Raw genomic sequence first — 16,691 nt, 5'->3', positions numbered from 1 at the left:
CGCCCGCCGCCCGCCCGGTCACCAGCCCGTCCGCAGCAGGTGGTTGATCAGCAGCGCCAGCACCGCCTGCGCGAGCAGCCAGCCGCGCGGGCGGGTCAGCGTGGCGCACGCCGGGAGCAGCCACACCGCGAACGGCAGCCAGATCCGCTCGGTCTCGGCCTTGCTCATGCCGGACAGGTCGGCGACGAGCAGCGCGAGCGCGGCGCCCGCGCAGAGCAGGGCGAGCCGCGCCTCCGCCCCCGACGGGCGGACGCCCCTCGCCCACGCGGGCCGCGCCCAGCCCCCGCGCCGCCGCACCCCCGGCGCGTCCCCCGCCTCCGCGCCCACCGCAGGGGGCGTCGGCGTGCTCTCCGGCAGCCGGGACAGCAGCGCGCCCCGGTCCCGCAGCAGGACCACCCCCGACCGCCGCAGCCCCGCCACCGTCGCCAGGCCCACGATCAGGACGGTGCAGGCAAGGTTCGCCCACACCCAGTAGCCGTACGGGCGGGTGCCGCCCGCGCCCTGGTAGTAGCGCGTCACCAGCAGGTGATAGGCCTCCCACCAGTCGAACCCGGCGAGCGTGAACACGGTCGGCACCACCACGACACCCCCGAGCAGCGCGGCCGGCAGCACAGGCCGCTCCCGCACCCGCGCGCGGCCCAGCCACAGCACCGCCCCGCCGATGACCGCGACGAGGGTCAGGCCGTACGACAGATAGCAGGTGAAGCCGAACAGCAGCCCGGCGCCCGCCGCGTGACCGGGGGAGCGGCGGGTGACGGCGAGCGCCAGCAGCGCCACCGTCCAGGCGGCGACGGCCGCGAAGTAGGCGTCGGCGGACGTGCCCATCCACACGGCCGCCGGGGCCAGCACCAGGAACGGCGCCGCCCGCCGGGCGAGCCGTTCGTCGGCCAGCGCGCGCACCGTCACGAGGACGGCCGTCGCGGCGGTCGCGCCGACGGCGAGGCACCAGACGCCCGCCCAGCCGCCGCCCCCGAGACCGACCCGGTCCAGCAGCACGAAGGTGAGGGTGGCGGCCGGGGGGTGCCCGGCCACGTGGGCGGGCCAGTGGTCCGGGGTGCCGAGCAGGATGTGCCCGGTGAAGTCGCGGAGCGTGGCCGGGACGTCGGCGAAGCGGTCGACGGCGCGCAGGTACTCGTAGCGTGTGGTGAGGCGTCCGGCGACGCCCCGCTGCCAGCCGTCGATCAGCGCGAGCGACACCGTCCACGCCGCGGACGTGGCCCAGGCCGCCGCGAGCAGCCCCCGCCAGGGCAGCCGGGCCGCGACGGACGGCCCGTACGCCACCACCGCCACCGCCACCAGCAGCGCGGCCGGGGTGCCGGGGCCCAGGTGCGGGCCCCAGGACGCCAGCAGCGGCGGCCAGTCCACGAAGAGCGTGCCGTCCGCGTCCTCGATCCGGCGGCCGACGACCACGGCCGCCACCACCAGCAGGACGGCGGCCAGGGCGGCGCAGAGATCGGCGCGGACACCGCGCACCGGCGCGGGCGCGGAGGGCGGCGGGGTCTCACGGGGCGGGACGGTCGGTGGCGCGGGGCGTCGGGTGCGAGTCACACCGGCACGCTAGGCGCCGGGACGTCCGCCGGAGCGCGGGCCGGGCCGGACGTCAGCGTTTCGTCATGGTTCGCGTACCCGAAACCGGGGGTGTCCGGTCCTACGGTCGGGACATGCGCGACCACCCACGACTTCCCTCCTCACCCGGCTTCTGGCGCAGCCCCGTGCGCGGACCCCGGTTCACCTCGGTCCTCGGACTCGTCCTGCTCGTCGGGATCACGGTGCTGTTCGTCACCGGGCTGCTGTCGTACGCGGCCTACAACCCGGACCTGGCCTCCGTGAACGACAAGACCCCGGACAAGGGCCTCCTCGGCTTCTACCTGTTCGACTGGCCGACGAACCCGCACTGGCTGTACCGCTTCACCCAGGGCGTCCACGTCACCCTCGGCATCACGCTCGTCCCCGTCCTGCTGGCCAAGCTCTGGTCGGTGGTGCCCAAGCTGTTCGCGCTGCCGCCCGCCCGCTCGCTCGCCCACGCCCTGGAGCGGCTCTCCCTGCTGCTCCTCGTCGGCGGCGGCCTCTTCGTGTTCGCGACCGGCGTCCTCAACGTCCAGCTCGACTACATCTTCCCGGGGTCCTTCTACCCCCTGCACTTCTACGGCGCCTGGGTCTTCTTCGCCGCCTTCCTCGCCCACGCCGCCCTCAAGACCCCCGCCGCCCTGCGCAACCTGCGCCGCATGCGCGCCGGGCAGGACGAGGCACCCGACGTGACGCCCGACGGGGGGCCGCGCGCGACGGCCGGCGCCGCCCCGCACGGCACCGACGGCGCGGACCTGATCTCCCCGCGTCCCGCCCCGCCGACCGTCACCCGGCGCGGCGCGCTCTGGTTCGTCGGCGGCAGCTCGCTGCTGCTGTTCGTCACCACCGCCGGACGCGGCGCCGACGGACTGCTGCGCCGCACCGCCCTGCTCGCCCCGCACGGCGGCCCCGAACCGGGCAGCGGCGGCAACGCGTTCCAGATCAACAAGACGGCCGCCTACGCCGGCATCCGACCGGTGGAGACCGGCGAGGACGCCTGGCGGCTCGTCGTCACCGGCCGCACCGGCACCGTCCGCCTCTCCCGCGCCGACCTGCTGCGGCTCCCGCAGCACAGCGCGGCGCTCCCCATCGCGTGCGTCGAGGGCTGGTCCACCTCCGACCAGCTCTGGCGCGGCGTACGGCTGCGCGACCTAGCCGCCCTCGTCGGGGACGGCGACGCGCCGCCGGACGTGTTCGTGGAGTCCCTCCAGCGGCACGGCGCCTTCCGCCACGCCGCCCTGCGCGCCAACCAGGTCGCCGACCCGCGCTCGCTGCTCGCCCTGCACGTCAACGGCGCCGTGCTCTCCCCCGACCACGGGCATCCGGCGCGGATCATCGTCCCCGCCGCGCCCGGCGTGCTGAACACCAAGTGGGTGGCCCGCCTGACCTTCGGAGACCTGTGATGAAGCCCCTCCGCGACCGTGTCGCCCTCGCCCGGCCCACGCTCCGCCTCCCGCGCCGGCCCCCGCTCGGCAGCCCCCTGGAACTCCTGCTGCTGGCCTGCTCGTTCGCCCTCGCGGGATACGCGGGCGTGCGCCTCCTGGACGGCGACTGGCTCGGCGTGACGCTGTGGATCGTCGGCGCGGCGCTGCTGCACGACCTGGTCCTGCTGCCGCTGTACGCCGCACTGGACCGGGCCCTCGTCGGCGGACTGCGCGCGGCCGGGCGACCCGGATGGACGCTGTACGTCCGGGTCCCGGCCGTGCTGTCCGGGCTGCTCCTGCTGGTCTGGTTCCCGCTGATCAGCGGGTCGGTGGAGCGCCGCTACCGGCTGGCGACCGGCCTCCCGGCCGACGGCTTCCTCAGCCGCTGGCTGCTGATCACCGCCGTGCTCTTCGGCGGCTCGGCCCTGCTGCTGGCGCTGCGGCTGCGCAGGGCGACGAAGCACCGCCCGCCCGCCGCCCACTGATCGGCGGCACCCCAGCCCTGCCGGTCCGCGTACCGCAGCAGGGCCGGGGTGCCGAGGCGCGCCCACGGGAACAGCGTCCCGCCGGTCGGGTCCGGGACCCCGGTGACGTCGACGACCTGCACCTCGGCGCGTTCGTCGACGTCGACCGGGAGGGTCTCGGCGATGAGCAGGCCGCCGGGGGCCAGCAGCCGTGCCGCGCGGGACAGCAGGGCGTGCGGATCGCCGCCGATGCCGACGTTGCCGTCCATCAGCAGCACCGTGCCCCACCGCCCCTCGCCGGGCAGCGGCTCGAACACCGACCGGCGCAGCGCCTGCCCGCCGAGGCCCGCGGTGTGCTCGACGGCGGCCTCGCTGACGTCGACGCCGAGCGCGGCCCGGCCCCGCGCGGCCAGCTCGGCGACCAGCCGCCCCGGCCCGCAGCCCACGTCCAGGACGGCGCCCTCGCACCGGTCCAGCACACCCAGGTCGACGCCGTCGGCGCGCGCGCACCAGCGCTCCACCTCCAGCGGCAGCAGCCAGCCGTCGGCGCGCCGCAGGAACAGCGGCCCCCGCCCGGCGCGCAGCGCGCTCGCGTAGGGGTCGGCCGCCGCCCACGGCGCGGCGGCGGCCTCCCGCGTCCTCATCGGCGTACCGCCGCGTGCTCCGCCTGCGCGAGCCGGGCCGCGAACCGGCCGCCCGGCGCCAGCGCGGCGACCGCGCGGGCGTCCGCGGCGTGGTCCACGTCCCGCAGCGGCGGCAGCTCCCGCACCCGCAGCCCGGCGGCCACCAGCCGCGCCCGCTGCACCGCGCCGGTCTTTGCCGTCGACATGGGGACCCCGCGCAGCAGTGCCGGGTCGGGCGCGGCGAGGCCGAGCGCCCAGAACCCGCCGTCCTCCGCCGCGCCGAAGTACGCGTCGCAGTCCGCGAAGTCCACCGTGAGCAGCTCCGGCGTCACCTGCGGGGTGTCCATGCCGATCAGCAGCGCGGGCCCGGCCGAGCGCGCGAAGGCGTCCGCGAGCCGTTCGTCGAGGCCGCCGGCGCACTGCGGCACGACGTCGAAGCCGGGCGGCAGCCACGGGCCCGGCCGCCCGTCCAGCACCAGGACCCGCCGGGCGGCGGGCGCGGCGGCCACGGCGGCGAGGGTGTCCGCGAGGGACGCCTCCGCCAGCGCCGCCGCCTCCCACGGCGCGAACGGCGGCGTGAGCCGCGTCTTCACCCGGCCCGGCACCGGCTCCTTCGCGATCACCAGCAGCGTGACCGGCGACCCCGCGCCCGCGGGGCGCGCCGCGCTCATCGGGCGGCCCCCGCCTGCACCGCGTCCGCCGCCGCGGGCTCCTCGCGGAGCACCCGGCTCATGTCGCGGACCGCGTGCCAGGTGCCCCGCCAGGTGCCCGTCACCTTCGAGGCGCCGCTGCGCGGCAGGTACGGCACGTCGTGCTCGGCGACCCGCCAGCCCGCGTCGGCTGCCCGCACCACCATCTCCAGCGGGTAGCCGCTGCGCCGGTCGGTGAGAGCGAGCCCCAGCAGATCGGTGCGCCGGGCCGCGCGCAGCGGGCCGAGGTCGTGCAGCCGCAGCCCGGTACGGCGCCGCAGCAGCCGCGCGAGGGCCAGGTTCCCGGCGCGGGCGTGCGCGGGCCACGCGCCCCGCCCGGCCGGACGCCTGCGGCCCAGCACCAGGTCGGAGCGGCCCGCGCGGACCTCCGCCACGAACGGCACCAGCAGGCCCGGATCGAGCGAGGCGTCGCAGTCGCAGAAGCACACGATGTCGGCGGTGGCGGCGCGCAGCCCGGCGTCGCAGGCCGAGCCGAAGCCCCGCCGGGGCTCCTCGACGACCGTCGCGCCGAGCGCGCGGGCGATCTCCGGGGAGCCGTCGGTGGACCCGTTGTCGACGACGAGGGCCCGCCAGCCCTCCGGGATGCGGGCCAGGACCCAGGGAAGGGCCTCGGCCTCGTCGAGACAGGGAAGGACGACGTCGACCGGGCCGACGGCATCGGAGGCGGCGGCGCCGTGCACAGGCGCGGAGGTTGGGTTGGTCACGGCCTTCACCCTACGAACAGGAACCGGACATACCGGTCACCCGCTCCTTACGAAACGCGGACGTCGGCCCCCGCGCCCGCCCTCCCGGACCCCACGCCTCCGCCCGTGGTGCGACGCTGGGGCCATGCAGCCCACGCACCAGCCGTCCGAGCCACCCCAGCCGGGACCCGCCCCCGGGGAGCGGCCCGGCGGGTCCGCCCGCATCCTGGTCGTCGACGACGACCCCACCGTGGCCGAGGTCGTCGCGGGCTACCTCGACCGGGCCGGGCACGTCGTCGACCGCGCCGACGACGGGCCGACCGCCCTCGCGCGCGCCGCCGCCCACCGCCCCGACCTCGTCGTCCTCGACCTCATGCTGCCCGGCATGGACGGCCTGGAGGTCTGCCGCAGACTGCGCGGGCACGGACCCGTCCCGGTCATCATGCTCACCGCGCGCGGCGACGAGGACGACCGCATCCTCGGCCTGGAGGTCGGCGCCGACGACTACGTCACCAAGCCGTTCAGTCCGCGCGAACTCGTCCTGCGCGTCGAGTCCGTGCTCCGCCGGGCCCGCCCCGCCGACGCGGCCCGACCGCTCGGCGCGGCGGGCCTCACCGTCGACCCCGCCGCCCGCCGCGCCACCCGCGACGGCGTCGAACTCGCCCTCACCCTCCGCGAGTTCGACCTGCTCGCCTTCTTCCTCCGGCACCCCGGACGGGTGTTCGGGCGGGAGGACCTGATGCGGGAGGTGTGGGGCTGGGACTTCGGCGACCTGTCCACCGTCACCGTCCATGTCCGCCGACTGCGCGGCAAGGTCGAACAGGACCCGGCCCGGCCCTGTCTGATCCAGACCGTGTGGGGCGTCGGCTACCGCTTCGACCCCCGGGGCCAGAAGGACGACCGACCGTGAACGACACCCTCCTCATCGCCGTCTACGCCTTCGCCGGGGCCGCCGCGACCGGCCTCGCCGGGGCCGTGCTGCTGCGCCTCATCCGCAGCCGCTCGCTCACCGCCTCGCTCGCCGTGGTCGCCGCCGTCGGGGTCGTCGCCATGCTGGCGGGCACCCTCGCCGTCGCGCGGGCGATGTTCCTCTCGTCGCACGACCTCACCGTGGTGACCACCGTCGTCGCGATGGCCGCCGTCGTGTCCCTGGCGACCGCGCTGCTCCTCGGCCGCTGGGTCGTCGCCCGCAGCCGCGCCCTCGCCGTCGCGGCCCGCTCGTTCGGCGACGGCGGCGACTTCGCCGTGCCCGCCGGGCCGACCACCGCCGAACTGGACGCCGTCAGCCGCGAGTTGGCCGCCACCAGCGCCCGGCTCGCCGAGTCCCGCGACCGTGAGCGCGCCCTGGAGACCTCCCGCCGCGAACTGGTCGCCTGGATCTCCCACGACCTGCGCACCCCCCTCGCCGGGCTGCGCGCCATGTCCGAGGCGCTGGAGGACGGCGTCGCCGCCGACCCAGGCCGCTACCTGCGGCAGATCCGCACCGAGGTGGAGCGCCTCAACGTGATGGTCGGCGACCTCTTCGAACTCTCCCGCATCCACGCCGGCACCCTCCCCCTGGCCCCGGCCCGGGTCTCCCTGTACGACCTGATCGGTGACGCTCTCGCGGGCGCGGACCCCCTCGCCCGCAGCCACGGGGTCCGCCTGGTCGGCACCCGTGTCGAGCCGGTGCCGGTGGAGGTCGACGGCAAGGAGATGAGCCGTGTCCTCGGCAATCTCCTCGTCAACGCGATCCGGCGGACCCCCGCCGACGGCACGGTCGCCGTCGCCGCGGAACGCTCCCCGGACGGCGCGGTCGTGGTGTCCGTGTCGGACGGCTGCGGCGGCATCCCCGAGGAGGACCTGCCCCGCGTCTTCGACACCGGCTGGCGCGGCACCCACGCCCGGACGCCCCCGGCCGGGGCGGGGCTCGGTCTCGCCATCGTCCGCGGCATCGTCGAGGCCCACCAGGGCCGGGCCACCGTACGCAACATCCAGGGCGGCTGCCGCTTCGAGGTGACCCTGCCCGTGGCGCCGTAGCGCGCGGGCACCTCCTAGAGCGCGCGCAGTCCCGCGCGGGCGAACTCGGACATGCCCTCGTCGAACCCGACCTCCGGCTTCCAGCCCAGGTCGGCGCGGAGCCGCGAGGAGTCCGCGGTGATGTGCCGGACGTCGCCGAGCCGGTACTCGCCGGTGACCACGGGCGCGGGCCCGCCGTACGCCTCGGCCAGCGCCGTCGCCATCTCGCCCACGGTGTGCGGATCGCCGCTGCCGGTGTTGTACGCGGTCAGCGTGCCCGGCGCCGGGCGGGCCTCCAGCGCGGCGAGGTTGGCGGCGGCCACGTCCCGCACGTGCACGAAGTCCCGCCGCTGCCGCCCGTCCTCGAAGACGCGGGGCGCCTCGCCGCGGGCCAGCGCGGACCGGAAGAAGGAGGCCACCCCGGCGTACGGGGTGTCGCGGGGCATCCGCGGCCCGTAGACGTTGTGGTAGCGCAGCGAGACCGCCGCACCGCCCGCCGAGCGGGCCCAGGCGGCGGCCAGGTGTTCCTGGGCGAGCTTGGTGGCGGCGTACACGTTCCGCGGGTCGCCCGGCGCGTCCTCGCCGACCAGTCCCGGCGCGAGGTCCGCCCCGCAGTGCGGGCAGGGCGGCTCGAACCGGCCGCCGTCCAGGTCGTCGACGGCCCGCGGCCCCGGCCGCACGTCGCCGTGCCGGGGGCACGCGTACCGCCCTTCGCCGTACACGACCATCGACCCGGCCAGGACCAGCCGTCCGACGCCCGCCCGCGCCATGGCGGAGAGGAGGACGGCCGTCCCGAGGTCGTTGCGCGACACGTACTCCGCCGCGTCGTCGACGCCGTTGCCGAGGCCGACCATCGCCGCCTGGTGGCAGACGGCGTCGACCCCGTCGAGGGCCCGCGCGACCGCGACCACGTCCCGCACGTCGTCCGCCGCCCGTTCCCGCACGTCGAACACCACGGGCTCGTGCCCGTGCTCCCGCAGCACATCCACGACATGGGACCCGATGAACCCGGCACCGCCGGTGACCAGTACACGCATACGGCCACGCTAGGCCCGCCGTAGCCCCCGCCCCGGCGCGCCGGGCCGCCACGTCACCACTCCGTAAGAGTCACGCCCGGCCCGTCACGCGTAGTGCTCCGCGTACCGGGCCGACCACTCCTCGGCGGTGAACGACTCGAAGTCGCCCGCCTCGTCGCACTCGTCGACGCGGCTCAGGGCCGCCGCGGCCTCCGGCCCGTCCTGTGCCGCCAGATGCGCCCGGGTCTCGGACAGGCCCGCCCCGCACAGCAGTTGGACATCGATCGAGCAGAAGGCGTCCATGCTGGCGGTCTTCGCGCCCCAGACGAGCAGCACGTCGTCCAGGTGCCCGGCGTTGAAGAGCTGCACGCAGCACAGCCGCATCAGCAGCGTGTCGCCGTCGCCCTGCGCCCGCCGCTCCCGTTCCGTGTGCGCCCGGAGCAGTCGGCGGACCTCCTCCAGGTCGTCGCCCTCGGGGCGCAGTCCGTACCGCTCCAGGCTGTCGTCCTCGTTCACGCCTGTCCCTCCCCGTCATCGGTGGGGCCGGGCGCGGTGGCGCGCGTCCAGAGCGTGACGTCGCTGCTGGTGGCCACGGCGACGGTCCGGCCGGACGGGGAGAAGCCCGCCGCCCGGAACTCGGAGTGGCCGGAGTGGAAGACGTGCCACCATCCGTCGCCGTGCGGCCCCGCGTAGGGCGCGCCGCCGTGCGAGAGCAGCACCCGTTCGTGCGGCCAGGCCGGGGTCACGACGTCCAGGGACCAGCCGTCGGCGGTGCCGCTGTGCAGCCCGCCGCCGTGGAGGCCCGCGATGTGGACGCGCTGTCCGGCGACCGGTCCGAGTCCGGGGCAGGTGAGGTCCGGTGCCGTGTCGGGTGTCTCCTCGTCGGGATCGGGTTCCCGGTCGCGGGCGATCCGCTCGCCCGTCACGGCGTCGAGGAGGCCGTGCCCCGTGGTCGACACGACCATCACCAGGTCGCGCCCGTCCTCGGGGAGCGAGGCGAACCCGATGCCGAGCAGCCCGCCCACGGCGACCACGGCCACCCGCTCCCACGGGGCGGGCGCCGCCACCACGGGCGCGGCCAGCAGCCGCTCCCTGATCGTCCTCTGGTAGGGGGTGAGCCTCGGTTCGAGGTCCGGTCCGTCGACCGCGGGCGTGTTCGTCGTCGGCTGCGTCACGGTCACATGATGCACGCCCCTCCCGCGCCCCGGCCGCCGGGGCGGGCGGCGGGGGGCGTTCCCCGGCGCCGCGCGAATTCGTTGGTGCGACAGCCCGCGGGTCGTGAGAATCGGTCTCCGGTGCTCGACAGGTGGGGGAGAGGAACCGTGATGGTCGGTCGGGTGGAGCTACGGCGACTGGACGAGGAAGTGCTCGAAGGACTTCTCATGGTCGCGGTCGAGGACGCGGAGCCCGACGACGTCATGCCTCCCGTGGACGGCCCTCCGGGGTGGACGGCGGAGCGGCAGCAGGCGTTCCGGGACTGGCACCGCGCCCGACGCCCCGGTCTCACCGGCCCGCTCCGCGAGTCCACCTTCGCGATCACCCACGACGGAGACGTCGTGGGGTCGGCCCGCCTCGCCCGCCGCGCCAGCCACGACGTCCTCGAGACGGGCGTGTGGCTCGGCCGCTCCCACCGGGGACGCGGGATCGGCACCGCCACCCTCCGCGTCCTCCTCGACGAGGCCGCGCGGGCCGGTGCGCGGGCCGTGGTCGCCGACACCACGACCCACAACGCGCAGGCACTCGGCGCCCTGCGCCGCAACGGCGCCACGCTCGTCGCACACCACGACACGGGAGACGTCCACGCCGAGCTGACCCCACACCGGACGCCGCCGCCCTCTCCCTCCGCCGGAGCCCGGTGACACCGCGTCCCGACGCGCGACGCCCTCGACCCCGCCGCCCCCGCCACCGCTCCCGGCCCCGTCCGGTCAGGCCGTCGTCGGCCCGTCCCCGGCGCGCTCCGTGAGGCGCACCACCGAGACCTCGTACTGGTCGACGGCGCCCAGCCACTGGGTCACCAGTGATCCCAGCCCGTCCCACTGGTCGGCCTGCCACCCCTCCCACGAACGGTTCCAGGTGTCGTCCGCCTGGAAGTCGAGGATGTCCGAGCCCGGCTCGGCGAACGCGCGCAGATGCGAGCGGAGCCCGTCATGGGCGACGGGCGCGACCACCTCGTCCCCGTCGTCCTCCGTGCCCGTCAGCACCTCGGGCGGCGTGTACGGGACGAGGTCGGCCGGGCTGTCACCGAGCGCGGTGGCGGCCTTCAGGGCGCCCAGGAGGGTGCCGTCGGAGGCTATGCGTGCCTTGCTGATCCGCCACGCGCCGGACGGCGCGTCCGGGCCGGTGAGGTCGAAGGTGTGGCGCTCCAGCAGCCCGGCGAGGGCGTCGCCCCGGATGCCGTTCTCCGCGTCGAGCGCGTCCAGGTCCCGCGCCAGGGCGTCGGGGAGCCCCTTCGCATCGACGGTGAAGTAGGACCGGCCGGGGTCGAACCGCAGCTCCGGCACGCCTTCCTCGTCCAGGAGGACGAGCCCGCCGACGGTGACCGTCTCCTCGCCGCGGAGCCCGGCGGAGGTCAGCCAGGCGGGGTCGCGGTCCAGCTCGGACTCGTCCAGGAAGTTGCCCCCGTAGAACGTCCCGTAGCGCACGCCGGGACCGTGGTCGTACTCGGTGAGGGGGCGGCCGAGGAGCACGCCGAACGCCTGGATCAGCGACGCCTCCCAGTCGTCGGCGGCGGGCGTGGTGTCGGTCATGGCGGGGCTCCAACAGGCGGATGGGGCGGGGCCGTTCCGGACGGAGCGGCGGCATCGCGAGCACTCTAGAGGCCCCCACCGACAGGGCCCCCACCGACAGAGGCCCGCGCCGATCGCGCGGTGGCCCCCGCGCTCACCCGTCCGTTCCGTCGGCGTCGGCCTCCTGGTAGGAGTAGCGCTGCTCCCGCCGGACCTCGCCGACGTTGTGGTAGCCGCGTTCCTCCCAGAAGCCGCGCCGGTCCGCCGTCATGTACTCGATGCCGCGCAGCCACTTGGGCCCCTTGTAGCCGAACAGGTGGGGCACCACCAGGCGGAGCGGGAAACCGTGTTCGGCGGTGAGGGTCTCGCCGTTGTGGTGCGTCGCCATCAGCGTCGCGGCGGACACGAAGTCGCTCAGCCGGAGGTTCGCGGAGTAGCCGTACTCCGCCCAGGCCATGACGTGCGTGACCTCCGGGGCGGGCGGGACCGCGTCCAGGACGGCGGTGGCGGGGACGCCGTACCACTCGTGCCCGGTGGAGGTGGGACCCGTCGCGCAGTGCAGGTCGGCGACGACCGTGGTGCGGGGGAGCGCGGTCAGCTCCTCGAAGGTCCACTCGTGGACGCCGCCCGACGCGGTCGCGCCGAAGACCCGCAGGTTCCAGCGTTCAGGACGGAAGCGGGGGACGGGCCCGTAGTGGGAGACCGGCCAGCCCGGCACGAGCCGCTGTCCGGGCGGCAGCCGTCCCGGCGCGCCCGGAGTGTCCGGCGGGGCCTGCTGGTCGCCTGCCACTGTCCGCTCCCGTCGACCCCGTGAGGTGCCGGCCGTCTCCCGCACCTCCCGGAGCAGCGTAGATGCTGAAGGTCGCGCCCGCCGCATCCGTCACGGCCGCCGGGGGAGAAGTGACAGTGGACGGCGTCGGCCGCGACGGCCGTCCTCCGTGCTCGGGGAACCTTCCGAGGAGGGCATGTGACCGCACACGAACCGCACCCGCGCTCGACCCCGGCCGGGCACGACCCCCGCCCGTATCCGGCGGGACCGGTCGAACCCCTCGTGCCGCCCACGGAGACCCCGCCGGTCGAGGGCTCCGTCGCCGAGGCCCACCAGGAACGCGCCGACGGCGGCGTGTGGGAGCACCCCGGACTCTGGCTGGGGCTGATCGCGGTGGGCGCCGTGCTCTTCGCCGCGTTCTTCGTCGCCCGGATCTGGGGCTTCTGAGCGCCGGTCCCCCGGCGGCGGGCGGCCGAGGCCGGGTCCCGTTCAGGCGAGGGGCCGTGCGTCGGTGGCCGGGGCCGCCTCAGCCCGCGTACGGCCCGCGGACGATGCTGTCGCCGGAGTGGTCCGGCTTGCCGTTGTACGGCTGGACCGACACGTCCACCACCGCGTACTCGCCCAGGTCGACGGTGGACGGCACCGGCAGCACGGCGTGCCCGTCCGGGCCGAGGGAACCCATGGAGATCAGCTTCTGGTGCGTCCGGTCCATCAGCCACACCTCGAAGTACCCCGAGGTCTTCGGCAGCCCCTTCACGGTGATGTCGAGGGTGCGGTGGTCGCCGCTGCCGTCGAGCCGCGCGTACCCCGCCGACTGCGGGCGCAGCGAGTCGAGCCGGGCCCCCTCACCGCCGGGGGCGCTGCTGGTGGTCCCGGCGTCGTGGGTGACCCACCAGGTCACCCCGCTGCCCGCGGCCGCGCCGAACAGCGCGGCACAGGCGGCGAGGGCCACCGCGAGACGGCTCAGCCGGCGACGCTTGACGTCCGGACGCCGCCGTCCTCCGGTCGGCGCGGGCTCGTCGTTCGGCGCGGGCTCGTCGCGGGGCGCGTCGACCGCCCCGCCGCGCGTGTGCGTCCCGGAGCCGTCGTCGCCCGGCCGCCCCACCCGGGGGTCGACGTCCAGCTCGGCCGCGATCGACTCCCACAGGCCGTCCGGCGGCGTCAGCAGCGCGCCTTCGTCCGGTTCCGGTGCCCTAACCGCCACCACGACGTGGCGCAGCGCCGCCAGTTCGCGCGCGCACCGGTCGCAGTGACGCAGATGCCCGGCGGCCGGGGGCGTCGGCTCCTCACCCAGCGCCAGCCGGGTCAGGTCGTCATCCGTCAGATGCTCCACCGTCCACCTCCAGTCTGCGCCTCAGGCGGATCAGGCCGCGCCGCGTGCAACTCTTCACCGTGCCGAGCGGAAGTCCCGACCGCTCGGCGATCTGTGCCTGGGTCAGATCCTCGAAGAACGCCAGCCTCAGCACAACCCGCTGCGGATCGGGCAGCCGCTCCAGCTCGTCGTGGAGCAGCACGCTGTCCACCACGGTGTCGGCCAGCGGGGTCCGCGTCTCCTCGCCGCCCGACGCGGCCCCGGCGGCGGCCTCGACGTCCCTGAGATGCCGGGAGCGCCGGGTCAGCGCGTCCGCGATCTTCCGGCGGGTGATGCCCATGAGCCAGGTCTTGAGCGAACCGCGCCGGGGGTCGTAGCCCTCCCGGCCGCGCCACGCGCCCACGAACACCTGCTGGGTGACGTCCTTGGCCTCCTCCGCGTCCCCGACGGCCTGCCGGACGACGGTGAAGACGAGCGCCCCCCAGCGGCGGTAGGCCTCGGCGAGGCAGGCCTCGTCGCCCTTGGCGAAGCCGTGGCCGAGATCGTCGTCGGAAGCGCCGGTCACGCCGCCCACAGTAGCCGCCAGGACCTTCGATCCGCCCCACAGCGCGGTCACCGCCCGGCCTCCTCGGCCGTCACGACCAGGTTGTCCCGGTAGCCGCCCTCGGCCCTGACGTAGGGGCCCGTACAGGTGACGAGGCGCAGCACGCCGGGCCCGTCCCTGCGGAACACGTCCGTCGCGGCTAGCGCCTCCTTGGCGACCGTACGGCGCGAGACGACCTCGAACGCCACGCTCGTCCCGTCCGCCCGCCCCACCCGCACCGTGTCGCCCCGCCGTACGTCGGCGAGCGCGACGAGGACCCCGAGGCTGCCGTCGCGGGCGTCCACGTGGCCGACCAGGACGGTCGAGCCCGCGGTGGCGCCCGCGGGCGGCGAGAACCGGTACCAGCCCACCCGGCGGGGATCGCCCGGCACCTGCATCTGCCCGTCCGGGGCCACCCCGACCGGGTCGACGGGGGCCCGCACCCCGAGCCGCGGCAGCGCGAGCGACACGGGGCGGGCCGTGCGCGCCGGTTCCGCCGGACCGGTCGTGCCGCTCCCGGAGGGCGCGGCGGGAGCCACGGGAGCCCGGGGAGCCGGAGACGCGCCGGTCGAGGGCGCCGTCGCGGCGGGGGAGGCGGGGCCGCCGCCGAAGTCCTGCGGCGCGCGGCCCGCGTCCGTCCACGCCCGCACCAGCACGACCGCCGAGACGACGGCGGCGGCCACGGCGAGCGCCAGGGCCGCGCGCAGCGCGCGCCGCGACGGCCCGCCTCCCGTACGCCGGGACGGCCCGGACCTCGCCCGCCGCGGGGGCCTGGTTCTCACACGGTGCACCCTTCTCGCCGACCGGTGGGACGGCGGTGCGCCGCGGGAGGGCGGCACACCACCGGGGGGACGTGCCTCAGGCGCGCGTCCGGCGCAGCCAGAACGTCAGTCCGCCGACGCTCAGCAGCGACAGGGCGCCCATGCCGAGTGCGGCGGTGGGCAGTTGCGCGTTGTGCCGCGCGGCGGCCGCTCCGCTCTCGCCCGCGGGGACGCCCTTGGGCGCCGAGTGCATCCCGGTGAGGGTCTGCGTCTTGAGCGCGAGGTTCTTGTCGGCGGCGCTGCCCCACGCGTAGACGACGGTGCTGGTGCCCTCGGCCAGGTTCAGGTCGGCGGGGCCGATGGCGACGGTGTCGGTGCCCGCGAGGGTCACGTCGGCCGACACGGTGCCCGCGGGCACCTCGCCGCTCGCCTCCTTCGGGTTCACCAGGTCCTTGAACAGGGGCGTGCCTCCCGCGCGTACGTCGACGGCGGGCGCCGCCGCCACATGACGTACCGTCAAGCGAGCCTGCCCTGCGGGGACTTGGGAGGTGTCGTTGACGAAGGCGTCCAGGGTGGGCTTGCCGTCGGCGGTCAGATGGGCCACGAGGGTGGCGTTCGCGTCGGCGGGCACGTCGACCTTCTTCTCGATGGCGGGGGTGCCGTCGGGGCCCTCCCCGTCCGCGAAGATCCGGATGTCGTAGCTGCCGGGGGCCAGTTTCATGGGGTCGGTGAGCGTGCCCGGCTTGAAGTCGGGGATCAGCTCGTCGTCGCCCGCGTACACGTCGACCGTCAGACCGGGTACCGCGTGCAGCACCGTGACGGTGGCCTCGTCGGCCGCGGCGGCCCGCGGCTGGGCCACGGCGGAGGAGACGCCCGAGACGGAGACCAGGACGCCGGTGCCCGCGGCCACCACGGCGGCGGCTGTGCGTGAGATCATGGTGATCTTCCCCTTCGTTCGGCGTGCGTTCGGTTCTGTGGGTACGCATACCGCCGACCCCGCCCGCCCGGTTTCATCCCGCCGCGGGTTTCTCAACCCGGAACTCCGTCCGGCCCCCACCGCGCGCCGCCGCCCCGGTCTCTCCTTGCGCCGTCCCTCCCGTCGCCGACACGCGCCGGAGAACGGAGTTCCCTCACCCCCGGCGATGGGTTAGGTTAGGCAAACCTAAGTGGGCGCTCGGGCGTCCGCGCCGCCCTCCTGGAGAACGCCATGCGCCCCCTCAGCCCCCGCGCCCGTGCCACCGAGCCGGCCCCCGCCGAGCGCATGCGCTCGATCCTCACGGCGGCCCACTCCATGACCGTCGTCACCGACGGGCGCCACCACGAGGTGTTCCGCGCCGACGGGGCGAGCCCGCTGGGCCACATCCACTTCCACGACCCGTCCGAGGCCTTCGCCTCCCACCAGGACGCCCGGCGCGTGCCGATCCGGCTGGAGTTCACCGACATCGCGCCCACCCCGGTACGCGACCGGCTGCGCGCCCGCGTCACCCTGTCCGGCCTGGTGGCGACCGGGTACAGCGCCGACTCCGCCGACAGCACCTGCGTCGAGTTCGGCCAGGCCGTGATCGAGGACGCCACGGACCGTACGTACGTCACGCTGGAGGAACTCCAGGACGCGGCCGTCGACCCGATGGCCGGCTGCGAGGGCGAGATGCTGAACCACCTCCTCGACGACCACCCCGAACTTGTCACCCTCCTGCTCCGGCTGGTCGAACCGCGCGCCAAGCGCGCCCTCGTCCGCGCCATGCCGCTCACCCTCGACCGCTACGGCCTGACCCTGCGGCTGGAACGCGCCGACGCCCACCGCGACGTCCGGCTGCCGTTCCCCACCCCGGTGACCGACCTCGACCAGGCCGGACCCCAGATCCACGCCCTCCTCACCGCCGCCCGCCGCTCCTCCCACCACCGCCTCCCGGCCTGACCGCGACCGCCTCCCGGCCCGCCCGTGCCGCCGCCGCGCCGCGGGCCGCGCCCTGCCGCCGCCGTGCCGTGCCGCGGGCGGGCCGGGAGCGGATGACGGGCGTGCGCCCTTTCTCCACCGGCGCGGCGATTCATGCGC

19 protein-coding genes are annotated in these 16,691 nt (G+C 76.1%); 6 read left to right on the top strand and 13 right to left on the bottom strand.

The features are described 5' to 3' along the window. Positions 1-18: 18 nt before the first annotated feature. Positions 19-1,473 carry a hypothetical protein gene (locus ACIQPQ_RS26845; RefSeq protein ID WP_401308640.1) on the bottom strand — a complete coding sequence of 485 codons (1,455 nt, stop codon included), beginning with the start codon at positions 1,471-1,473 and terminating at the stop codon, positions 19-21. Positions 1,474-1,661: 188 nt separating this feature from the next. Here ACIQPQ_RS26845 and ACIQPQ_RS26840 point away from each other — a divergent pair, with 188 nt between their 5' ends. Beyond that, on the top strand, positions 1,662-2,969 hold the full coding sequence (locus ACIQPQ_RS26840) for a molybdopterin-dependent oxidoreductase (protein ID WP_401308340.1): 1,308 nt from the start codon (positions 1,662-1,664) through the stop codon (positions 2,967-2,969). A 361-nt stretch (positions 2,970-3,330) separates the two neighbouring features. Here the strand turns inward: ACIQPQ_RS26840 and ACIQPQ_RS26835 are convergent, their stop codons facing one another. The 3 genes from ACIQPQ_RS26835 to ACIQPQ_RS26825 are packed head-to-tail and all read right to left on the bottom strand — an operon-like array spanning position 3,331 to position 5,491. Further along, complete coding sequence (locus ACIQPQ_RS26835; RefSeq protein ID WP_401308337.1) at positions 3,331-4,098, bottom strand: class I SAM-dependent methyltransferase; 768 nt, start codon at positions 4,096-4,098, stop codon at positions 3,331-3,333. Next, on the bottom strand, positions 4,095-4,748 hold the full coding sequence (locus tag ACIQPQ_RS26830; RefSeq protein ID WP_401308334.1) for a DUF2064 domain-containing protein: 654 nt from the start codon (positions 4,746-4,748) through the stop codon (positions 4,095-4,097). The genes ACIQPQ_RS26835 and ACIQPQ_RS26830 overlap by 4 nt, the downstream gene beginning before the upstream one ends. Then, positions 4,745-5,491, bottom strand: coding sequence for a glycosyltransferase family 2 protein (locus tag ACIQPQ_RS26825; protein WP_401308331.1), 747 nt, complete (start codon positions 5,489-5,491; stop codon positions 4,745-4,747). The genes ACIQPQ_RS26830 and ACIQPQ_RS26825 overlap by 4 nt, the downstream gene beginning before the upstream one ends. A 124-nt stretch (positions 5,492-5,615) precedes the next feature. Between ACIQPQ_RS26825 and ACIQPQ_RS26820 the strand changes: the two genes are divergently transcribed. Together ACIQPQ_RS26820 and ACIQPQ_RS26815 are read left to right on the top strand one after the other, a co-directional pair. Further along, positions 5,616-6,380, top strand: a complete 765-nt coding sequence (locus tag ACIQPQ_RS26820) for a response regulator transcription factor (protein WP_401308328.1) — start codon at positions 5,616-5,618, stop codon at positions 6,378-6,380. After that, positions 6,377-7,489: a sensor histidine kinase gene (locus ACIQPQ_RS26815; RefSeq protein WP_383780028.1), complete on the top strand. Its 1,113-nt coding sequence runs from the start codon at positions 6,377-6,379 to the stop codon at positions 7,487-7,489. The genes ACIQPQ_RS26820 and ACIQPQ_RS26815 overlap by 4 nt, the downstream gene beginning before the upstream one ends. 14 nt (positions 7,490-7,503) lie before the next feature. Here the strand turns inward: ACIQPQ_RS26815 and ACIQPQ_RS26810 are convergent, their stop codons facing one another. From ACIQPQ_RS26810 to ACIQPQ_RS26800, 3 genes are all read right to left on the bottom strand, one after another. Beyond that, positions 7,504-8,505, bottom strand: coding sequence for an NAD-dependent epimerase/dehydratase family protein (locus ACIQPQ_RS26810; protein WP_401308324.1), 1,002 nt, complete (start codon positions 8,503-8,505; stop codon positions 7,504-7,506). A gap of 84 nt (positions 8,506-8,589) precedes the next feature. Next, positions 8,590-9,000: a hypothetical protein gene (locus tag ACIQPQ_RS26805; protein WP_401308321.1), complete on the bottom strand. Its 411-nt coding sequence runs from the start codon at positions 8,998-9,000 to the stop codon at positions 8,590-8,592. Next, positions 8,997-9,659, bottom strand: coding sequence for a hypothetical protein (locus ACIQPQ_RS26800; protein WP_401308319.1), 663 nt, complete (start codon positions 9,657-9,659; stop codon positions 8,997-8,999). The genes ACIQPQ_RS26805 and ACIQPQ_RS26800 overlap by 4 nt, the downstream gene beginning before the upstream one ends. Positions 9,660-9,821: 162 nt before the next feature. Here ACIQPQ_RS26800 and ACIQPQ_RS26795 point away from each other — a divergent pair, with 162 nt between their 5' ends. Beyond that, on the top strand, positions 9,822-10,343 hold the full coding sequence (locus ACIQPQ_RS26795; protein ID WP_401308316.1) for a GNAT family N-acetyltransferase: 522 nt from the start codon (positions 9,822-9,824) through the stop codon (positions 10,341-10,343). Positions 10,344-10,409: 66 nt separating this feature from the next. Here the strand turns inward: ACIQPQ_RS26795 and ACIQPQ_RS26790 are convergent, their stop codons facing one another. Next, a complete protein-coding gene (locus tag ACIQPQ_RS26790) occupies positions 10,410-11,231 on the bottom strand; it encodes a hypothetical protein (RefSeq protein ID WP_401308313.1) in 822 nt (273 codons plus the stop codon). A 133-nt stretch (positions 11,232-11,364) separates the two neighbouring features. After that, positions 11,365-12,000 carry a molybdopterin-dependent oxidoreductase gene (locus tag ACIQPQ_RS26785; protein WP_401308310.1) on the bottom strand — a complete coding sequence of 212 codons (636 nt, stop codon included), beginning with the start codon at positions 11,998-12,000 and terminating at the stop codon, positions 11,365-11,367. A 177-nt stretch (positions 12,001-12,177) separates the two neighbouring features. Here ACIQPQ_RS26785 and ACIQPQ_RS26780 point away from each other — a divergent pair, with 177 nt between their 5' ends. Beyond that, on the top strand, positions 12,178-12,426 hold the full coding sequence (locus ACIQPQ_RS26780; protein ID WP_401308307.1) for a DUF6480 family protein: 249 nt from the start codon (positions 12,178-12,180) through the stop codon (positions 12,424-12,426). A gap of 79 nt (positions 12,427-12,505) precedes the next feature. Here the strand turns inward: ACIQPQ_RS26780 and ACIQPQ_RS26775 are convergent, their stop codons facing one another. From ACIQPQ_RS26775 to ACIQPQ_RS26760, 4 genes are all read right to left on the bottom strand, one after another. Next, a complete protein-coding gene (locus ACIQPQ_RS26775; protein ID WP_401308305.1) occupies positions 12,506-13,312 on the bottom strand; it encodes an anti-sigma factor in 807 nt (268 codons plus the stop codon). Further along, entirely contained in the window at positions 13,293-13,856 is a 564-nt protein-coding gene (locus tag ACIQPQ_RS26770) for a sigma-70 family RNA polymerase sigma factor (RefSeq protein ID WP_401308302.1), read from the bottom strand. Before ACIQPQ_RS26770 ends, ACIQPQ_RS26775 begins: the two co-directional genes overlap by 20 nt. A 47-nt stretch (positions 13,857-13,903) precedes the next feature. Next, on the bottom strand, positions 13,904-14,656 hold the full coding sequence (locus tag ACIQPQ_RS26765; protein ID WP_401308299.1) for a class F sortase: 753 nt from the start codon (positions 14,654-14,656) through the stop codon (positions 13,904-13,906). Positions 14,657-14,732: 76 nt separating this feature from the next. After that, positions 14,733-15,572 (bottom strand): DUF4397 domain-containing protein, encoded by an 840-nt coding sequence (locus ACIQPQ_RS26760; protein WP_401308296.1) that lies wholly within the window; start codon positions 15,570-15,572, stop codon positions 14,733-14,735. Positions 15,573-15,842: 270 nt separating this feature from the next. On the opposite strand from ACIQPQ_RS26760, the gene ACIQPQ_RS26755 reads away from it, so the two are divergent. After that, positions 15,843-16,553, top strand: coding sequence for a DUF2470 domain-containing protein (locus ACIQPQ_RS26755; RefSeq protein WP_401308293.1), 711 nt, complete (start codon positions 15,843-15,845; stop codon positions 16,551-16,553). Positions 16,554-16,691: the final 138 nt, after the last annotated feature.

It is taken from the genome of Streptomyces sp. NPDC091281 (assembly GCF_044757425.1).
In the GTDB taxonomy this organism is placed as follows: Bacteria; Actinomycetota; Actinomycetes; order Streptomycetales; family Streptomycetaceae; genus Streptomyces.
The sequence above is the reverse complement of the archived record's forward strand: the minus strand, read 5'-3'. Positions and strand labels throughout refer to the sequence as shown.

What these genes read in the sequence shown, in the direction of transcription:
- ACIQPQ_RS26760 (WP_401308296.1), bottom strand. Translation starts at nt 15,572, where the DNA reads ATGATCTCACGCACAGCCGCCGCCGTGGTGGCCGCGGGCACCGGCGTC.
- ACIQPQ_RS26755 (WP_401308293.1), top strand. Translation starts at nt 15,843, where the DNA reads ATGCGCCCCCTCAGCCCCCGCGCCCGTGCCACCGAGCCGGCCCCCGCC.
- ACIQPQ_RS26810 (WP_401308324.1), bottom strand. Translation starts at nt 8,505, where the DNA reads ATGCGTGTACTGGTCACCGGCGGTGCCGGGTTCATCGGGTCCCATGTC.
- ACIQPQ_RS26820 (WP_401308328.1), top strand. Translation starts at nt 5,616, where the DNA reads ATGCAGCCCACGCACCAGCCGTCCGAGCCACCCCAGCCGGGACCCGCC.
- ACIQPQ_RS26835 (WP_401308337.1), bottom strand. Translation starts at nt 4,098, where the DNA reads ATGAGGACGCGGGAGGCCGCCGCCGCGCCGTGGGCGGCGGCCGACCCC.
- ACIQPQ_RS26830 (WP_401308334.1), bottom strand. Translation starts at nt 4,748, where the DNA reads ATGAGCGCGGCGCGCCCCGCGGGCGCGGGGTCGCCGGTCACGCTGCTG.
- ACIQPQ_RS26840 (WP_401308340.1), top strand. Translation starts at nt 1,662, where the DNA reads ATGCGCGACCACCCACGACTTCCCTCCTCACCCGGCTTCTGGCGCAGC.
- ACIQPQ_RS26790 (WP_401308313.1), bottom strand. Translation starts at nt 11,231, where the DNA reads ATGACCGACACCACGCCCGCCGCCGACGACTGGGAGGCGTCGCTGATC.